We start from the raw sequence: 19,615 nt of genomic DNA, 5'->3' as shown, positions 1-19,615 counted from the left end.
TGGACGATATCGGCGGTCGCTTCCGCCTGGTCGCCATGACTCCGGCCGACGTAGGGGCGGCGCGTGTCTGCGGGCAGATGGGGCAGGTGCTGCTCGGCATGGCCGAGGCGCTGGACCAGGCGCAGCGGCTGCCAGTGCTGCAATTGCCGGTGTTGCAGGAGGAGGAGCGCCGTCGGCTGCTGTCCGAGTGCAACCGCACCGAGGTATCCCGTGACGTTGCGCAGACGCTCCATGGCCTGATCGAGGCCCAGGCGCCCGAAGCGATAGCGGTCACGGCCGAGCAAGGTGAGCTCAGCTATCGCCAGCTCAATGAACAAGCCAACCGCCTGGCCCATCACCTGATTGCGCTCGGGGTAAAACCCGATGATCGGGTGGCGATCTGTGTCGAACGAGGCCTGTCGCTGGTGGTTGGTCTGCTGGCCATTCTCAAGGCGGGTGGTGCCTATGTGCCGGTCGATCCGGATTATCCGGCCGAGCGCATCAGCCACATGCTCGGCGACAGCCAGCCACGGGCGGTGCTGGTGCAGGGGGCTACCCGAGCCCTGGTGGTATCGCCGACGACGCTGGTCGACCTGGATCAGCCGACCTGGGCGGCGCTGCCGGCCAGCAACCCGCAGGTGCCTGGCCTGACTTCGGATCACCTGGCCTATGTGATCTACACCTCTGGCTCCACCGGCGTGCCCAAGGGCGTGATGGTCGAGCACCGCAACGTGGTGAACCTGGTGCACTGGAGTGCCGGGTTGTTCCCGGTAGACGGCGCCGTGCTGCACAAGACCCCGGTGAGCTTCGACGCCTCGGTGTGGGAGCTGTTCTGGCCGCTGTGCAGCGGGTTGCGCCTGGTATTGGCGCGCCCGGATGGGCAGCGCGATCCGCAGTACCTGGTCGAGCTGATCGAGCAACAACGGGTCGGTGTGGTGCAGTTTGTGCCGGCGCTGTTGCAGCAGTTCCTTGAGCAGGCGGGCAGCGCCCGTTGCTCCAGCCTCACCGACATTGTCTGCGGTGGCGGCGAACTGACCGAGGCGTTGGCCCGCCAGGTGCGCGAGCGCCTGCCGCAGGTGCGGCTGCACAACGTCTACGGCCCGACCGAGACCACGGTGGATTGCAGTGCCTGGACCCTGGAACCGCAGGATCCGCTGCCGTCCGGTGCGCTGCCGATTGGTCGACCGATCGACAACACCCGCTTGTATGTGCTCGATGCGCATGACCAACCCGTGCCATTCGGTGTGACTGGCCAACTGCACATCGGTGGTGCCGGTGTGACACGCGGTTACCTCGGCTTGCCGGAGCAACAGGCCGAGCGCTTCATTGCCAGCCCGTTCGTCGAAGGCGACCGTCTGTACCGCAGTGGCGACTTGGTGCGTCAGCGCCAGGACGGCGTGTTGGAGTTCCTCGGCCGCACCGACCACCAGATCAAGCTGCGTGGCCTGCGCATCGAACCGGGTGAGATCGAGACCTGCCTGAACCGGATCGCGGGTGTACGCGAAGCGCTGGTGCTGGTGCACGAGCACCCGCACAGCGGCCCGCGCCTGGTGGCGTACCACACCGGCGAGCCACAGGCCGCCGATCACCTGCGGGCTGTTTTGCTGGCGCAGTTGCCGGAATACATGGTGCCGGCGCTGTTCATTCACCTCGACGCGATGCCGTTGACCCCCAACGGTAAGCCTGATCGCAAGGCGCTGCCGGTGCCGGACGTGCAAGGGCGCGAGTACGAAGCACCGCAGGGCGAGACCGAGCGCTTGCTGGCCGATATCTGGGCGCAGTTGCTGGGTGTCGAGCAAGTAGGCCGGCACGACAACTTCTTCGAACTGGGTGGCCACTCGCTGCTGGCCGTGAGCCTGACCGCGCGCCTGCGCCAGGCCGGCCTGCAAGCCGACGTGCGCACGCTGTTCGGCCAGCCGACGGTGGCGGCGCTGGCGGCCACCCTGGGCCACAGCCGCCAGGTGCAGGTGCCAGCGAATCTGATCCCGGCCGATTGCACCTACATCACGCCGGATATGCTGCCCCTGGTGGTGCTGGATCAGGCCGCCATCGAGCGTATCGTCGCCACAGTGCCGGGTGGCGCGGCCAACGTGCAGGATATCTACCCGCTGGCGCCGTTGCAGGAGGGCATTCTCTACCACCACCTCAGCGCGCCGGAGCACGACCCCTATGTGCTCGGCTCGCGCATGGCCTTTGCCAGCCGCGAGCGGCTGGAGGCCTTCGTCGATGCCCTGAACAAGGTCATCGGCCGGCATGACGTGCTGCGCACCTCGGTACTCTGGGAAGGGCTGCCGCAAGCGGTGCAGGTAGTCTGGCGGCGCACGGCGCTGGCGGTGCTCGAGGTGGCCGACGAGGCGCAAGTGGCGCATGGCTTACCGCTGGCGCAGGCGCCACTGGTGCGCCTGTACCACTGGCAAGACCCGAACGGGCCCGGCCTGCTGGCGGCTCTGCGGTTGCACCATATCGTCCTCGACCATGTGGCGATGGAGGTGATCGGTCGTGAGCTGGCGGGCTACCTGCAAGGGGCGCCGGTACCGGCTGAACCCGGCGTGCCGTACCGCAACTATGTAGCCCAGGCCCGCCTGGGTGTCAGCCAGGCCGAGCACGAGGCGTTCTTCCGTGCGCAACTGGGCGATATCGATGAGCCGACCTTGCCGTATGGCCTGGTTGACGTGCAGGTGGATGTGCAAAGCATCGAAGAGGCGCAGCTGTGGCTCGACGACACCTTGGCCGCGTGCCTGCACCAGCAGGCCCGGCGCCTGGGCATCAGCGTCGCCAGCCTGTTCCACCTGGCCTATGCACGCCTGCTGGCCGCCGCCAGCGGCCGTGACAGCGTGGTGTTCGGCACCGTGCTGCTGGGCCGTCTTGAAGGTGGCGAGGGGGCCGAGCAGGCCCTGGGCATGTTCATCAACACCTTGCCCCTGCGCCTGGACCTGACGGGCATGAGCTTGCGCGAGGCGGCGCAGGCCACCCAGCAACGCCTGAGCGGGTTGCTGGCCCACGAGCATGCCTCGCTGGCGTTGGCCCAGCGTTGCAGTGGCGTGGCCGCGCCGACGCCGTTGTTCAGCGCCATGCTCAACTACCGCCACGGCAGCCAGGCCAGCGAGGCCCAGCGCCAGGCCGCGCAAGGCATCGAGACGCTGGAGAGCAAGGAGCGTAGCAACTACCCGCTGGGGGTGAACGTGGACAGCATCGGCGAGCGCTTCCGCCTGGTGGCCATGACCTCGAACGAGGTGGGCGCGGCGCGGATCTGCGAGCAGTTGAGCCAGGTGCTGCAGCGTATGGCCCAGGCGTTGGACGAGCAGCCGGAGCAGCCATTGCTGCAACTGCCGGTGCTGGCCCCGGCCGAGCGCTTGCAAGTGCTGCAAGGCTTCAATGACACGCGGGTGGACTACAACCTGGAGCAAACCCTGCACGGGCTGATCGAAGCCCAGGTGCGCCGGACTCCGGACGCGGTGGCGGTGAAGGCCGAGGAGGGCGCGCTGACTTATCGCCAGCTCGACGAGCAGGCCAACCGCCTGGCCCATCACCTGCTCGCCCTGGGGGTGAAACCCGACGACCGCGTGGCGATCTGCGTCGAACGCGGCCTGGCGATGGTGGTCGGCCTGCTGGCCATCCTCAAGGCCGGCGGCGCCTATGTGCCGGTGGACCCGGAGTACCCGGCCGAACGCATCCGCCACATGCTCAGTGACAGCGCCCCGGTGGCGGTGCTGGTGCACGCGGCCACGCGCCACGTGCCCGAGGCCGCCACGGTGCCGCTGATCGACCTCGACCAACCGAGCTGGCTGGCGCAACCGACGCAGGCCCCGGTGCTGGCCGGGCTGACCCCGCGCCACCTGGCCTATGTGATCTACACCTCCGGCTCCACCGGCCTGCCCAAGGGCGTGATGAACGAGCACGCCGGGGTGGTCAACCGCCTGCTGTGGATGCAGGACGCCTATCCGTTGGGCCTGGACGACGTGGTGCTGCAGAAGACCCCGTTCAGCTTCGACGTGTCGGTGTGGGAATTCCTCTGGCCGTTGCAGACCGGCGCGCGCCTGGTCATGGCCCGGCCCGGTGGCCACCGCGACCCGGAATACCTGCGCGAGGTGATTCGCGCCGAGCAGGTCAGCACCTTGCACTTCGTGCCCTCGATGCTGGATGTATTCCTCGCCCATGGCGCGGTCCAGGCCGACCGCCTCAAGCGCGTGCTGTGCAGCGGCGAAGCCTTGCCCGGCGCGCTGGTGCGGCGCTTCCAGGCGCAACTGCCGACGGTCGAGCTGCACAACCTGTACGGCCCGACCGAGGCGGCGGTGGACGTCAGTGCCTGGCACTGCACGACGGCGCCGGATAACACGCCGATCGGCAAGCCGATCGCCAACACCACGCTGTACGTGCTGGACGGCCACGGCCAGCCGGTGCCGCAAGGGGTGGCGGGCGAGCTGTACATCGGCGGGGCGCAGGTGGCCCGCGGTTACCTGAACCGAGCCGAACTGACCGCCGAACGCTTCCTCGACGACCCGTTCGGCACCCGCCCGGGCGGGCGGCTGTACCGCACCGGCGACCTGGCGCGGCACCTGGCCGACGGCAACCTGGAGTACCTGGGGCGCAACGACGACCAGGTCAAGCTGCGTGGCCTGCGCATCGAGCTGGGCGAAATCCAGGCCTGCCTGACGCGCATCGAGGGGGTCAAGGAGGCGGTGGTGCTGGCCCGCGAGCAGCGCCTGGTGGCGTACTGCACCGGCACCCCGCACGCCACAGAGGTCCTGCGCGCGGCGCTGCTGGAGCGGCTGCCGGAGTTCATGGTGCCGGCGCAGTTCATCCACCTGGAGGCGCTGCCGCTGAGCCCCAACGGCAAGCTCGACCGCAAGGCGCTGCCAGTGCCGGAGATGATGCAGAGCCGGGCCTACGAGGCGCCCGAAGGCGCGACCGAGGAACTGTTGGCTGATCTCTGGGCCGAGTTGCTGGGGGTGGAGCGGGTAGGGCGGCACGACAACTTCTTCGAACTGGGTGGCCACTCGCTGCTGGCCGTGACCCTGATCTCGCGGCTGCGCGAAGCCGGCTTGGAAGCCGACGTGCGCACCCTGTTCGAGCAACCGACGCTGGCAGGCTATGCCGCCATCACAGACAGAATGGAGATCGTCCTGTGAGCATCAACGAACTACTGGCAACACTGACAGCCAACAACGTGCAACTGGCGCTCAAGGATGGCCAGCTGGTGGTCCAGGGTAACCGCCAGGCCCTGACCGACGTGGCATTGGTGGCGCAACTGCGCGAGCACAAGCCGGCGCTGCTGGCGATGCTCGAACGTGGTGAGTACGTGGCCACCCGCCAGGGCGCGGTCGAGGTGCCGGAAAACCGCATCCTGCCTGGCTGTACGCGAATCACCCCGGCCATGCTCAGCCTGGTCGAGCTCGACCAGGCGAACATCGATCGCCTGGTGGCCGCCATCCCTGGTGGCGCCGCCAACGTACAGGACATCTACCCACTGGCGCCCCTGCAACAAGGCATGCTGTTCCACCACGCCAGTGCCGGCGAGCATGACCCCTACGTGATGCAGGCGCCCTTCGTGTTTGCCAGCCGCGAGCGCGTGGCAGCCTTTACCCAGGCCTTGCAAGGGGTGATCGAGCGTCACGACATATTGCGCACCTCGGTGCACTGGAAGGGCTTCGACCAGCCGTTGCAGGTGGTGTGGCGCAAGGCCGAGCTGCGGGTGACGCAACTGGCCGAAGGCGAGGCGCCCGAGGCCGGTTTCGACTTGACCCAGGCGCCGCTGATCCGCCTGCAATGCCAGCCTGAGGAGGCGGATGGTCGGGTGCGGGCGACCTTGCAGTTCCACCATGTCGCCCTGGACCACAGCGCCCTGGATGTGGTGCGCCACGAGATGCTCGCTTTCCTGTTAGGCCAGCCGCAACAGCTGGGTCGCCCGGTGCCGTTCCGCAACCATGTGGCCCAGGCGCTGCTGGGCGTGAGCGAAGCCGAGCACGAAGTGTTCTTCCGCGACATGCTCGGCATGATCGACGAGGCGACCCTGGCCTATGGCCTGGGCGATGTGCAGGGTGATGGCGCGGTGCTGGACGAACAGCGCCTGGCCCTCGACCCGACCCTGTGCCAAGGCCTGCGCAACCAGGCGCGGGCCCAGGGGGTGAGTGTCGCCAGCCTGTTCCACCTGGCCTGGGCGCGGGTGCTGGGCATGCTGACCGGGCGTGACCAGGTGGTGTTCGGCACGGTGCTGATGGGCCGCCTGGTCGGTGCCGAAGCCGCCGACCGGGCCCTGGGTATCTTCATCAATACCTTGCCGTTCAGTGTGGCGCTGGTGGGCAGCGACCTGCCCACGGCGGTCAAGGCCACCCACCAGCGCCTGAGCACCCTGATGCGCCATGAGCACGCACCGCTGGCCCTGGCCCAGCGCTGCAGTGGCGTGGCGGCGCCGACGCCGTTATTCAACACCTTGCTCAACTACCGGCACAGTGGCCATGGGGGCAGTGAGGCGGTGTTGCGTACCGGCTGGGCCGGTATCGAGATCGTGCACTCCGTCGAGGCCACCAATTACCCGCTGGTGGTCAGCGTCGATGACCTGGGCAGTGGCTTCTCCCTGACCGTGCAGGCCGTGCCGGGCGTGGACGGGCGTCTGGTTTGCCAGCTGTTGCAGGTTGTCCTGGCACACCTGGCCGAGGCGCTGGAGCACGCGCCAGCGACACCGCTGCACAGCCTGGTCGCGCTGCCGGCGAACGAGCGCGAGCGAGTGCTGCGGCTGTTCAACGACACCCCGCGCGATTACCCACGCGACAGGGCCGTGCATACCGTATTCGAGACGCACGCCAGCCTGAACCCTGAGGCGCTGGCAGTCATCCATGGCGAGCGCCACTGGAGCTATCGCGCGCTTGACCAGCACGCCAATCGACTGGCGGGCTATCTGCTGGAGCTGGGCGTGCAGGCTGGTGATCGGGTGGCCTTGCTGCTGCCCCGTTGCTTCGACCTGCTGGCGGCCCAGTTGGCCGTGAGCAAATGCGCGGCGGTGTTCGTGCCGCTGGACGGCAATGCGCCGGTCGAACGCCAGGCGTTCATGGTCGCGGACAGCCAGGCCGTGGTGTTGCTGACCCACAGTGACCAGCCAGATGTGGAGGGCGCACGTAGGATCGCGCTGGACCGGCTCGACCTCGGCCGCTACGCCAGCGAGCCCCTGAACCTGGCGGTGGACGCCGGCAACGCCGCGTACATCATGTACACCTCCGGCTCCACCGGCATGCCGAAAGGGGTGCAGGTGCCGCACCGGGCCATCGTGCGCCTGGCCATCAATAACGGCTTTGCCGATTTCAACAGCCAGGACCGGGTGGCGTTCGCCTCCAACCCGGCGTTCGACGCCAGTACCCTGGAAGTCTGGGCGCCGCTGCTCAATGGCGGCGCGGTGGTGGTGATCGACCAGGACCAGGTGCTGTCGCGCCAGGCCCTCCGAGACGCACTGCTGGCCCAGGGCGTGACCGTGCTGTGGCTGACGGCCGGGCTGTTCCACCAGTTCGCCGATGACCTGCTGCCGGCGTTCCGCAGGCTGCGCTACCTGATGGTCGGCGGTGATGTGCTGGACCCGGCAGTCATCGCCCGCGTGCTGCGTGACGGCGCGCCGCAACACCTGCTCAACGGTTACGGCCCGACCGAAGCCACCACGTTCAGCACCACCCACGAAATCGTCAGCGTGGGAGAGGGCAGCATCCCCATCGGCAAGCCGATCGGCAACGCCCGTTGCTATGTGCTCGATGCCCGTCGGCAGTTGCTGCCGGTGGGCGCGGTGGGCGAGCTGTACATTGCCGGTGACGGCGTGGCCCTGGGCTACCTGGGCCAGCCCGAGCTGACCGCCGAGCGTTTCCTGGCCGACCCGTTCCACGGCGGGACCATGTACCGCAGCGGTGACCTGGCCTGCTGGCAGGCGGACGGCACCCTGCGCTACCTGGGGCGCGCCGACCAGCAGGTCAAGCTGCGTGGTTTCCGTATCGAGCTGGGCGAGATCGAGGCGTGTTTGGCGGCGTGCACAGGTGTGCGCGACGTGGCCGTGGTGCTGCGCGAGGACGCCCCGGGCGACAAGCGCCTGGTGGCTTATTTCACCGGCCATGAAGCAATCGCCGAGTTGCACCAGCAACTGCAAGGCCAATTGCCGGACTACATGCTGCCGTCGGCCTATGTGCAACTGGAGGCTCTGCCACTGACCGCCAACGGCAAGCTCGACCGCCGCGCATTGCCGCAGCCGGGCAACGAAGACGTGATCCGCCGAGGCTTCGAGGCACCCCAGGGTGAGGTGGAAACCGCCCTGGCGGCGATCTGGGCCGAGTTGCTCAAGGTCGAGCGGGTCGGCCGCCACGACCACTTCTTCGAAATGGGCGGCCACTCATTGCTGGCCATGCGCCTGGTGTCCCAGGTGCGCCAGCGCCTTGGCGTGGAACTGGCCCTGGCCGACCTGTTCGCCAATGCCGAACTGGCCGCACTGGCCCAGGTGCTGGCCAATGCAAGTGCCAGCGACCTCCCAGCGATCGTGGCGATCGATCGCGAGCAGGCCCTGCCGTTGTCGTTCGCCCAGCAGCGCCTGTGGTTCCTGGCCCAGCTGGAAGGCGGCAACCAGGCCTACAACATGCCGCTGGCCCTGGGCCTGCGAGGTGCCTTGGATGCTACGGCGCTGGAGCGTGCCTTGCTACGTATCGTCGAGCGCCACGAAACCTTGCGCAGCCGCTTCGTGCCCTGTGGCGACAGCGCCGCAGTGCGCGTCGATGCGACCCCGCAACCGGGCTGGTTGCGCCGCGAGGCACTGGCACACAAAGACCTGCCCGCGCGCCTGCGCAACGAGGCCGTCGCGCCGTTCGATCTGGTCGCCGGGCCATTGCTGCGCGCCAGCTTGTTGCAGCTGGGCGAGCAGCACCATGTGCTGGCCCTGACCGTGCACCATGCCATTGCTGATGGTTGGTCCCTGGGTGTGCTGACTCGCGAGCTCGGCGTGTTGTACCCGGCCCTGTGCCAGGGCCAGGAAGACCCGCTGCCACCCTTGGCGATTCAGTACGGCGACTACGCTGTGTGGCAACGCCGCTGGCTGGCGGGCGAGCAACTGCAGCGCCAGGCCGACTACTGGCGTGAAACCCTGGACGGTGCGCCGACCCTGCTTAGCCTGCCCAGCGACCGGCCGCGCCCGGCGCGCCAGGACTTCAGCGGCGCCAGCCTGGTGCTGCGCCTGGACGAGCAGTTGGCGGCCGGCCTGCGGGCCCTGGCCCAACGTCACCAGGTGACCCTGTACACGGTGCTGATGAGTGCCTGGGCCACGACCCTGTCCCGCCTGGCCGGCCAGGCCGAGGTGGTGGTGGGCTGCCCGGTGGCCGGGCGTGGCCGCACCGAACTGGAGCCCCTGGTGGGGCTGTTCGTCAACACCTTGGCAATACGCATCGACCTGGCGTGCGCGCCGTGCGCCGCAGCCTTGCTGGCCCAGGTGCAGCAGCGCCTGCTCCAGGCCCAGGCGCACCAGGACTTGCCGTTCGAGCAGGTGGTGGAGATCGTGCGCCCGGCACGTAGCCTCAGCCACACGCCGCTGTTCCAGACCACCCTCAACTGGCTGGCCAGCGATGGCGCCGTCCTGCAGTTGGCAGGGCTGCAGTTGGAGGCGGTGGCGCAGGGCATCCAGGTGGCCAAGTTCGACCTGTCGCTGAACATGGGCGAGCAGGGCGAGGCGCTGGTCGGCAGCCTGGAGTACGCCACCGCGCTGTTCGACCAGGCCAGCGTGCAGCGCTTTGCCGGCTACTTCGAAACGCTGCTGCAGGCCATGGTGGACAATGACCGGCAAGCGCTGGCCGAAGTCGCGCTGGTCGGTGACGCGGAGCGCAAGCGCCTGCTGCATGGTTTCAACAACACGACACGGGCCTTCCCCCGTGGCCAGACCCTGCCGGGGCTGTTCGAGGCCCAGGTGGCCCAGGCGCCGCAAGCCCTGGCGGCCAAGGCCGGCGAGCAAACCCTGAGCTATGGCGAACTGAACCGCCAGGCCAATGCCCTGGCCCATCGCCTGATCGAGCTGGGCGTACGCCCCGACGACCGCGTGGCGGTGGTGGCACGGCGCGGGCTGGACACCTTGGTCGCCTTGCTGGCGGTGCTCAAGGCCGGTGCCGGCTACGTGCCGGTGGATCCCGCCCATCCCGACTCGCGCGTGCGTTACCTGTTGAGCGACAGCGCGCCGGTGGCGGTGCTGGCCCAGCGGGTGCTGTTCGAGCGTCTTGAAGGTCTGCAGGTGCCTTTACTGGCCCTCGACCAGCCCGACTGGCCGGCGCGCCCCGACAACCCCGTGGTCGCGGGCCTGGCCCCCGCTCACCTGGCCTATGTGATCTACACCTCCGGCTCCACCGGCGAGCCCAAGGGGGTGATGGTCGAACACCGGGCCCTGGCCAACCTCATCCACTGGCACCGCAAGGCCTTCGAGCTGAGGGCCGGGGACCACACCGCCAGCGTTGCCGGCTTTGGCTTCGACGCCATGGCCTGGGAGGTCTGGCCGGCCCTGTGCGCCGGCGCGGTGCTGCATTTGCCCCCAGAGCCGCTGGGCAACGAGCAGCTCGACGCGCTGCTGGCCTGGTGGCTGGCGCAGCCGCTGAAGGTGGCCTTCCTGCCCACCCCGGTGGCCGAGTACGCCTTCAGCCAAGGGCTGCGCCATCCGACCTTGCGCGTGTTGCTGATCGGCGGCGATCGCCTGCGCCAGTTCAACAGCGATCCGGGCTGCGTGGTGGTGAACAACTACGGCCCCACCGAAACCACTGTGGTCGCCACGTCCGGGCTGGTACTGCCGGGCGGCGCGCTGGATATCGGCCGGCCGATCGCCAATGCCCGCGCCTATCTGCTGGACGAGGCCCTGCAACTGGTGCCATCCGGTGCGGCGGGCGAGCTTTATGTGGGCGGTGCGGGCGTGGCGCGGGGTTACCTCAACCGCCCTGACCTGACCGAGGCCCGCTTCCTCTCAGACCCGTTCAGCGAAACACCGGGGGCGCGGATGTACCGCACCGGTGACCTGGCGCGTTGGAACACCGACGGCACCTTGGAGTACCTGGGGCGCAACGATGACCAGGTGAAGGTGCGCGGCCTGCGCATCGAACTCGGTGAAATCGAAGCCCAATTGCTGCAAGTGCCCGGTATCGAAGAGGCCTTGGTACTGGCCCGCGAGGAGCAAGCGGGCCAGCCACGGCTGGTGGCCTGGTTCATCGCCCGGGACGAGGCGCCGACGCCCGCCGAGTTGCGCGCGCTGTTGCAGCAGCGCCTGCCAGCCTACATGGTGCCGGTGGCGCTGGTGCGGCTCGCGGCGTGGCCATTGACCGCCAACGGCAAGGTCGACCGCCGCGCGCTGCCGGCGCCCGAGCGCGAGGCGCTGGCCGAGCAGGTTTACCAAGCGGCCGAAGGTGAACTGGAAATTGCCCTGGCCCAGCTCTGGAGCGAGCTGCTGCAGGTCGAGCGGGTCGGGCGCCAGGACCGCTTCTTCGCGCTGGGCGGCCACTCGCTGCTGGCCATGCGCATGGTCGGCCAGTTGCGCCAGCGCCTGGGCCTGGAGCTGGCGTTGGGCACGTTGTTCGCCGATGACCGCCTGCAGGCCGTCGCGGCGGCATTGGCGGGCAACCAGGGGCGGGCGTTGCCGTTGCTGGAAGCGGCGGCGCGGGGCCAGTCGCAGCCACTGTCGTTTGCTCAGCAGCGCCTGTGGTTCCTGGCGCAGATGGGCGATGCCAGCGCCGCCTACCATATTCCGCTGGGCCTGGAGCTGCGTGGGCCGCTGGAGCGCACGGCGCTGGAGCGCGCCCTGGCGCGCATCGTCGAACGCCATGAGAGCCTGCGCAGCCAGTTCAACCAGGAGGGCGCCGAAGCGCGGGTGCGGGTGGTGCCCGGGCACGGCGGCTTCGCCCTGGCCTGGCACGACTTGCGCGGGCAGCCGCAGCTGTTGCGAACGCTGGCCCAGGAGGAGGCATCGCTGCCGTTCGACCTGGCGCATCAGTTACCTATCCGTGGCCGCTTGCTGTGCCTGGCGCCGGACCACCACGTGCTGCTGCTCACCCTGCACCATATCGTCGCCGACGGCTGGTCGGTGGGCGTGCTCACCCAGGAACTGGCGGCCTTGTACCCGGCATTCGCCGCCGGTGGCGAGGACCCGCTGGTACCCCTGGCGATCCAGTACGGCGACTACGCCATCTGGCAACGCCGCTGGCTGACGGGGGACGAGTTGCAGCGCCAGGGCGACTACTGGCGCCAGGCGCTGGCCGGTGCGCCGGTGTTGCTGGCCCTGCCCAGCGATCGGCCGCGTCCGCCGCACCAGGACTACACCGGCGAGCGTGTCGACCTGAGCCTGGACCCACGCCTGAGCACCGAGCTCAAGGCGCTCTGCCAGCACCACGGGATCACGCCGTTCATGCTGTTCACCGCCGCCTGGGCGGTGCTGCTGGCGCGTCTGTCGGGGCAGGCCGAGGTGGTAATCGGTACGCCGGTGGCCAACCGTCGGCAAACCGCGGTCGAGGGGCTTATCGGGTTGTTCGTCAACTCCCTGGCCTTGCGCATCGACACCTCGGGGGCGCCGGACCTGGGCACCTTGCTCGCCCGGGTCAAGGCGGTGGTGATCGCCGCCCAGGACCATCAGGATGTGCCGTTCGAGCAAGTGGTGGAGCTGCTGCGCCCACCGCGCAGCCTGTCCCACACGCCGCTGTACCAAGCCGCGCTGGACTGGGACGGCACCGTTGGCCAGCCGCCGCTGCACCTTGAGGGGTTGTCGCTTTCGCTGCTGGAAGCCGAGGCTCGCGTAGCGAAGTTCGACCTCAGCCTGAGCATGGGCGAAAGTACCGACGGTTTCGTCGGCGCGCTGGTCTACGCGACGGCGCTGTTCGACCACGAGACGGTGCAGCGCTATGCCCGATATCTGGAGCAACTGTTGTGGAGCTTCATCGCTTCGGGTGAAGTGATCCCGTCCGAGTCGGTATTGCTGGGTGCTGCGGAACGCCGGCAACTGCTGGTGGACTTTAACGACACGCGGGTGGACTACGACCTGGAGCAAACCCTGCACGGGCTGATCGAAGCCCAGGTGCGCCGGACTCCGGACGCGGTGGCGGTGAAGGCCGAGGAGGGCGCGCTGACTTATCGCCAGCTCGACGAGCAGGCCAACCGCCTGGCCCATCACCTGCTCGCCCTGGGGGTAAAACCCGACGACCGCGTGGCGATCTGCGTCGAACGCAGCCTGGCGATGGTGGTCGGCCTGCTGGCCATCCTCAAGGCCGGCGGCGCCTATGTGCCGGTGGACCCGGAGTACCCGGCCGAACGCATTCGCCACATGCTCAGTGACAGCGCCCCGGTGGCGGTGCTGGTGCACGCGGCCACGCGCCACGTGCCCGAGGCCGCCACGGTGCCGCTGATCGACCTCGACCAACCGAGCTGGCTGGCGCAACCGACGCAGGCCCCGGTGCTGGCCGGGCTGACCCCGCGCCACCTGGCCTATGTGATCTACACCTCCGGCTCCACCGGCCTGCCCAAGGGCGTGATGAACGAGCACGCCGGGGTGGTCAACCGCCTGCTGTGGATGCAGGACGCCTATCCGCTGGGCCTGGACGACGTGGTGCTGCAGAAGACCCCGTTCAGCTTCGACGTGTCGGTGTGGGAATTCCTCTGGCCGTTGCAGACCGGCGCGCGCCTGGTCATGGCCCGGCCCGGTGGCCACCGCGACCCGGAATACCTGCGCGAGGTGATTCGCGCCGAGCAGGTCAGCACCTTGCACTTCGTGCCCTCGATGCTGGATGTATTCCTCGCCCATGGCGCGGTCCAGGCCGACCGCCTCAAGCGCGTGCTGTGCAGCGGCGAAGCCTTGCCCGGCGCGCTGGTGCGGCGCTTCCAGGCGCAACTGCCGACGGTCGAGCTGCACAACCTGTACGGCCCGACCGAGGCGGCGGTGGACGTCAGTGCCTGGCACTGCACGACGGCGCCGGATAACACGCCGATCGGCAAGCCAATCGCCAACACCACGCTGTACGTGCTGGACGGCCACGGCCAGCCGGTGCCGCAAGGGGTGGCGGGCGAGCTGTACATCGGCGGGGTGCAGGTGGCCCGCGGTTACCTGAACCGAGCCGAACTGACCGCCGAACGCTTCCTCGACGACCCGTTCGGCACCCGCCCGGGCGGGCGGCTGTACCGCACCGGCGACCTGGCGCGGCACCTGGCCGACGGCAACCTGGAGTACCTGGGGCGCAACGACGACCAGGTCAAGCTGCGTGGCCTGCGCATCGAGCTGGGCGAAATCCAGGCCTGCCTGACGCGCATCGAGGGGGTCAAGGAGGCGGTGGTACTGGCCCGCGAGCAGCGCCTGGTGGCGTACTGCACCGGCACCCCGCACGCCACAGAGGTCCTGCGCGCGGCGCTGCTGGAGCGGCTGCCGGAGTTCATGGTGCCGGCGCAGTTCATCCACCTGGAGGCGCTGCCGCTGAGCCCCAACGGCAAGCTCGACCGCAAGGCGCTGCCAGTGCCGGAGATGATGCAGAGCCGGGCCTACGAGGCGCCCGAAGGCGCGACCGAGGAACTGCTGGCTGATCTCTGGGCCGAGTTGCTGGGGGTGGAGCGGGTAGGGCGGCACGACAACTTCTTCGAGCTGGGTGGCCACTCGCTGCTGGCCGTGACCCTGACCTCGCGTCTGCGTGCGCAAGGCATGACGGTGGATATCCGCGTGCTGTTCGACAAGCCGACCGTAGCGGCCCTGGCCGCCACCCTCGGCCAGGCGTCCGAGACGCAGGTGCCGGCCAATCGCATCGGTGACGACTGCACCCACATCACGCCGGAGCTGCTGACGCTGGTCGCGCTGGAGCAACAGGCTATCGACCGGATCGTCGCCAGCGTGCCGGGGGGCACCGCCAATGTGCAGGACATCTACCCCCTGGGCCCCTTGCAGGCAGGTATTCATTTCCACCACCTGGCCAGCGAGGGGGCCGACCCCTATGTCCAGCAGGTCACTTTCCTGCTGGATGATGCCGAACGCCTGGCGACCTTGCAGCGTGCCTTGGACCAGGTGATCGCGCGCCACGACATCCTGCGCACCTCGCTGTACTGGGAGGGCCTGGCGCAGCCGGTGCAGGTGGTCTGGCGCCGGGCCCCGCTGGAAGTCGTGGCCATCGGCGACGGCGAAACCCCAGCCCTGCGCCTGGACCTGACCCGCGCCCCCCTGCTGCGCCTGGTTCACCACCAGGCCCAGGGCAACGGTGCGATCAAGGCGACCTTGCTGTTCCACCACATGGTCATGGACCACGTCGCCCAAGACGTACTGCGTGCCGAACTGCAAGCCTGCCTGCTCGGTAAAGCACATCAGTTGCCCGCGCCAGTGCCGTACCGCAACTACATCGCCCAGGTGCTGCAAGGCGCGGATGAAGCCCAGCATGAGGCTTACTTCCGTGAACAGCTGGGCGACATCGACGAGCCGACCTTGGCCTACGGCGCCCATCCACACCCACACCAGGACGCCGAGGCCGAGGTCCGGCAAATGCTGGACGATGCGCTGTCACGCCGGCTGCGCGAACAGGCCCGCCAGCTTGGCGTCGGCGCCGCCAGCCTGCTGCACCTGGCCTGGGGGCTGGTACTGGGGCAGCTGTCGGGGCGCGACAGCGTGGTCTTCGGCACGGTGTTGCTGGGCCGGCTGCAGGGTGGCGAAGGGGTGGAGCGGGCGCTGGGGATGTTCATCAACACCTTGCCGCTGCGCCTGGATGTCAGCGGGCTGTCGGTGCGCGAGGCGGTGCTCGACACCCATCGCCGCCTGACCGGGCTATTGGTGCATGAGCATGCCCAGCTCGCCCTGGCCCAGCGTTGCAGTGCACTGCCCCCCGGGGCGCCGCTGTTCGGTGCCTTGCTGAACTATCGCCACAGCGCTGCGGCTGTGCGTGCCGATGCGCAGGCCGCGCAGGCCTGGGCGGGCATCCAGCTGCTGCAAGCCCGTGAAGGCAGTAATTATCCGCTGGTGCTGAGCATCGACGACCTGGGCGAGGCCTTCTGTTTCTCCGCCCAGTGCGCGCCAGGCATCGACGCCGGTCGTTTGTGTGGTTATCTCGAACACGCTGTGCAAGGGCTGCTGCAAGCCCTGGAGTCGGCACCGGAGCAGGGCCTGGAGCGGCTCGGCATCGTCCCGGCCGAGGAGCGCCAGCGCTTGCTGGTCGAGTACAACGCCAGCGACCGCGACTACCCACGCGAAGAGCCGGTGCAGCGCCTGTTCGAACAGCGCGTGGCGCGTCACCCGCTGGCCCCCGCCGCGGTGCACGATGAACGCCAGCTGACCTACGGCGAGCTCAACGAGCAGGCCAACCAGCTGGCCCACTGGCTGATCGGCGAAGGCGTGGCGCCGGGTGACCACGTGGCGGTCCTGCTGCCGCGCTCGCTGCCATTGCTGGTGGCCCAGTTGGCAGTGCTCAAATGCGCCGCGGTGTATGTGCCGCTGGACATCAACGCGCCCACCGAGCGCCAGGCGTTCATGGCGCTCGATTGCCAGGCGGTGGCGCTGCTGACCCTTGGCGGTATTGCCGCGGACCTGGGTGTGCGGCGCGTCGACCTCGATTGCCTGGCGCTCGACGACCAGCCCGGGCACAACCCGGGCCTGGCCGTGGACGCCGCCGACGTGGCCTACGTGATGTACACCTCCGGTTCCACCGGCACGCCGAAAGGGGTGCGTGTCGCGCATCGGGGCATCACCCGCCTGGTACTGAACAACGGCTACGCCGACTTCAATGCCCAGGACCGTATCGCCTTCGCCGCCAACCCGGCGTTCGACGCCGCCACCCTGGATGTCTGGGGCGCGCTGCTCAACGGTGGCCAGGTGCTGGTGATCGATCACCAGACGCTGCTGGAGCCGGCACGCTTCGGCGCCACCTTGCGCGAGGGCGGTGCCAGCGTGCTGTTCGTCACCACCGCACTGTTCAACCAGTACGTGCAACTGATCCCCGAAGCCCTGGCCGGGCTGCGCATCCTGCTGTGCGGCGGCGAGCGTGGCGACCCCGGCGCCTTCCGTTCGTTGCTGGCCCAGGCGCCGAACGTGCGCTTGGTGCATTGCTACGGGCCCACGGAAACCACCACCTTCGCCACCACCCATGAAGTGCGGGCGCTGGCCGAGGATGCCGAGCACGTGCCGATCGGCCGCCCCATTGGCAACACCACGGTCTATGTGCTCGACCACCAGGGCCGGGTGCTGCCCGAAGGGGTGACCGGGGAGCTGTACATCGGCGGCGACGGCGTGGCCCTGGGTTACCTCGAACGCCCGCAACTGACCGCCGAGCGCTTCCTCGACGACCCGTTCAGCGCTGTTCCCGGCGCGCGGATGTACCGTACCGGCGACCTGGCGCGCTGGCGCCCGGACGGCCAGCTGGAGTGCCTGGGGCGTAACGACGACCAGGTCAAGATCCGTGGCTTCCGCATAGAGCTGGGCGAGATCGAGCAGCACCTGGCCCAATGCCCGGGGTTGGATGAAGGGGTGGTGCAGGCCTTGCGCCTGGAACAGGGGCCGCTGCGCCTGGTGGCCTGGTTCACCCGTCACGACCCGGCGCTCGACGGTCTGAAGGTGCGGGCGTTCCTGCGCGAGCGGCTGCCGGAGTACATGCTGCCAGCGGCCTTCGTGGCACTGGAGGCACTGCCGCTGACCAACAACGGCAAGGTCGACCGCAAGGCACTGCCGCTGCCTGGCGCGCAGGACATGCTGGTGGCTGCCTTCGAGGCCCCGGCCAATGCCCTGGAACATACCCTGGCGGCGTTGTGGGCGCAGGTGCTGGAGGTCGAACGGGTCGGTCGGCATGACAACTTCTTCGAGCTGGGTGGGCATTCGCTGCTGGCGATCCGCCTGGTGAGCGAGATGGCGCGTAGCGGGCTGCGCACCACCCTGGCGGAGTTGTTCCAGCATCCGAACATCGCCGCACTGGCCGAGTGCCTGGGCGAGCGTGAGGCGCGGACGGACGACGACAGCCTGGTCACCGTGCGTGCCGAGGGCAGCCTGCCGCCGCTGTTCCTGCTTCACGAGTTCAGCGGCCTGGACCTGTACTTCCCGGTCCTGGGCCGGCATGTGCCGGGTGACTTCCCGATCTACGGGCTACCCGGCGTCCCCGTCGGCCAGCCGCAGTTGTACACCCTGGAATGCCTGGCGGCGCGCCTGGTGCGGCGGATCCGGGCGGTGCAGCCGCATGGCCCGTACCACCTGGCCGGCTGGTCGTTTGGCGGGGTGCTGGCGTACGAGGTGGCCGCCCAGTTGCTGGGGGCGGACGAAGCGGTGGCCTTCGTCGGCCTGATCGACACCTATGTGCCGCGCCTGGTCGACCAGGGCAAGGCGCGCTGGCAAGGTCCGCGGCAGGCCGAGGCGCAATTGCTGCAGCACTGCCGGTTGCACTGGCAGGACCAGGGAGAGGCGGGGGCTGCGCAACGGGCGCAAGTCGAGGCACTGCAAAGCGACGACAGGGCGTTCGATGCGCTGCTCGCCCACTGCCGCGAGCGCCAGTTGCTGGTACCGGGCCTGGCCCAGGCCAGCGATGAGCAACTGCGCCACTTCTTCGAGCGCCATGTCGCCCACGGCCACGCCCTGGCCCATTACCACCTGGCGCCGCTGCCGGTGCCGTTGCACCTGTTCAAGGCCGAGCAGCGCGAGAACAGCGTCGCCTGCGACAGCCCGACCCTGGGCTGGGCCGAAGCGCTTCCGGGGCAGGTGTTGCACTGCCTGACGGTGCCCGGCGACCACCAGAGCTTGATCCAGGCGCCCAACGCGGCGGTGCTCGGCGAGGCCATCGCCCAGGCCATGGCGACCGCGCAAGGCCACGCGTTGCCGGCCCACCAGCCGCTGCTGGCGATCCAGAGCGGCACGCCCGGGCATGTGCCGGTGTTCTGCGTGCCGGGCGCGGGGGACAGCGTCACCAGCTTCATTGGGCTGGCCGAGGCCCTGGGCCAGGATTGGCCGGTGCATGGGCTGCAGGCCAGGGGCCTGGCCGCAGGCGAAGTGCCGCACAGCAGCGTGGAGGCCGCGGCGGATTGCCATGTACGGGCCATCGAAGCGTTCTACCCCCAGGGGCCAGTGAACCTGGTCGGGCATTCGTTTGGCGGCTGGGTTGCGCATGCCATGGCGGCGCGCTTGCAGGCCAAGGGCCGCGAGGTGCGGTCGTTGACCCTGATCGACAGCGAGGCGCCGGGCGGCGGTGGCGGTTGCGGCAAGCCGCACACCTTCACCGAAGCCTTGCAGCGGCTGGTCGAGTCGTTGCAGCTGTCCACCGGCAAGTCGCTGGGCATTGCCGCCGAAGCCTTCGCCGAGGCGGACGACCATGTGCAATTGAACCAATTGCACGGGGCCATGGTGCGGGTCGGGCTGTTGCCGTCGCGCTCCACGCCCCTGGCCCTGGCGGGCGTGGTACGCACCTTCGCCAGTGCGTTGCGCACAGTCTACCGGCCACAGGTGCCTTTCGACGGCCTGGCGCGGCTGGTGCTGGTGACCGACCCGGCCCTGGATGCCGCTGGCAACCAGCGCGAGCAACGGGCCATGGAGGAGGGCTGGCGGCAACTGACGCCAACCCTGGAGGTGTGGCAGGGGCCAGGCAACCACTTCAGCATCCTCAAGGTGCCGGATGTGTTCAGCCTGGCGGCGTGGTGGCATGACGGCCAGGCCTTGGCCTTGAAGACGAGGTTGTCGTGA

General features: G+C 69.0%; 2 protein-coding genes (1 of these 2 only partly in view). Both read left to right on the top strand.

The window, feature by feature from the left end:
* Nucleotides 1-5,108 carry the 3' portion of a non-ribosomal peptide synthase/polyketide synthase gene (locus IM733_RS07810; protein ID WP_248920323.1) on the top strand. The gene continues 20,380 nt to the left of window position 1, outside the view, so the window shows 5,108 of its 25,488 coding nt (coding positions 20,381-25,488); its start codon lies beyond the left edge, outside the window; it ends in the stop codon at nt 5,106-5,108.
* On the top strand, nt 5,105-19,615 hold the full coding sequence (locus tag IM733_RS07805; protein ID WP_248920322.1) for a non-ribosomal peptide synthetase: 14,511 nt from the start codon (nt 5,105-5,107) through the stop codon (nt 19,613-19,615). Before IM733_RS07810 ends, IM733_RS07805 begins: the two co-directional genes overlap by 4 nt.

The sequence above is a fragment of the Pseudomonas entomophila genome (assembly GCF_023277925.1).
Lineage (GTDB): Bacteria > Pseudomonadota > Gammaproteobacteria > Pseudomonadales > Pseudomonadaceae > Aquipseudomonas > Aquipseudomonas entomophila_D.
The sequence above is the reverse complement of the archived record's forward strand: the minus strand, read 5'-3'. Positions and strand labels throughout refer to the sequence as shown.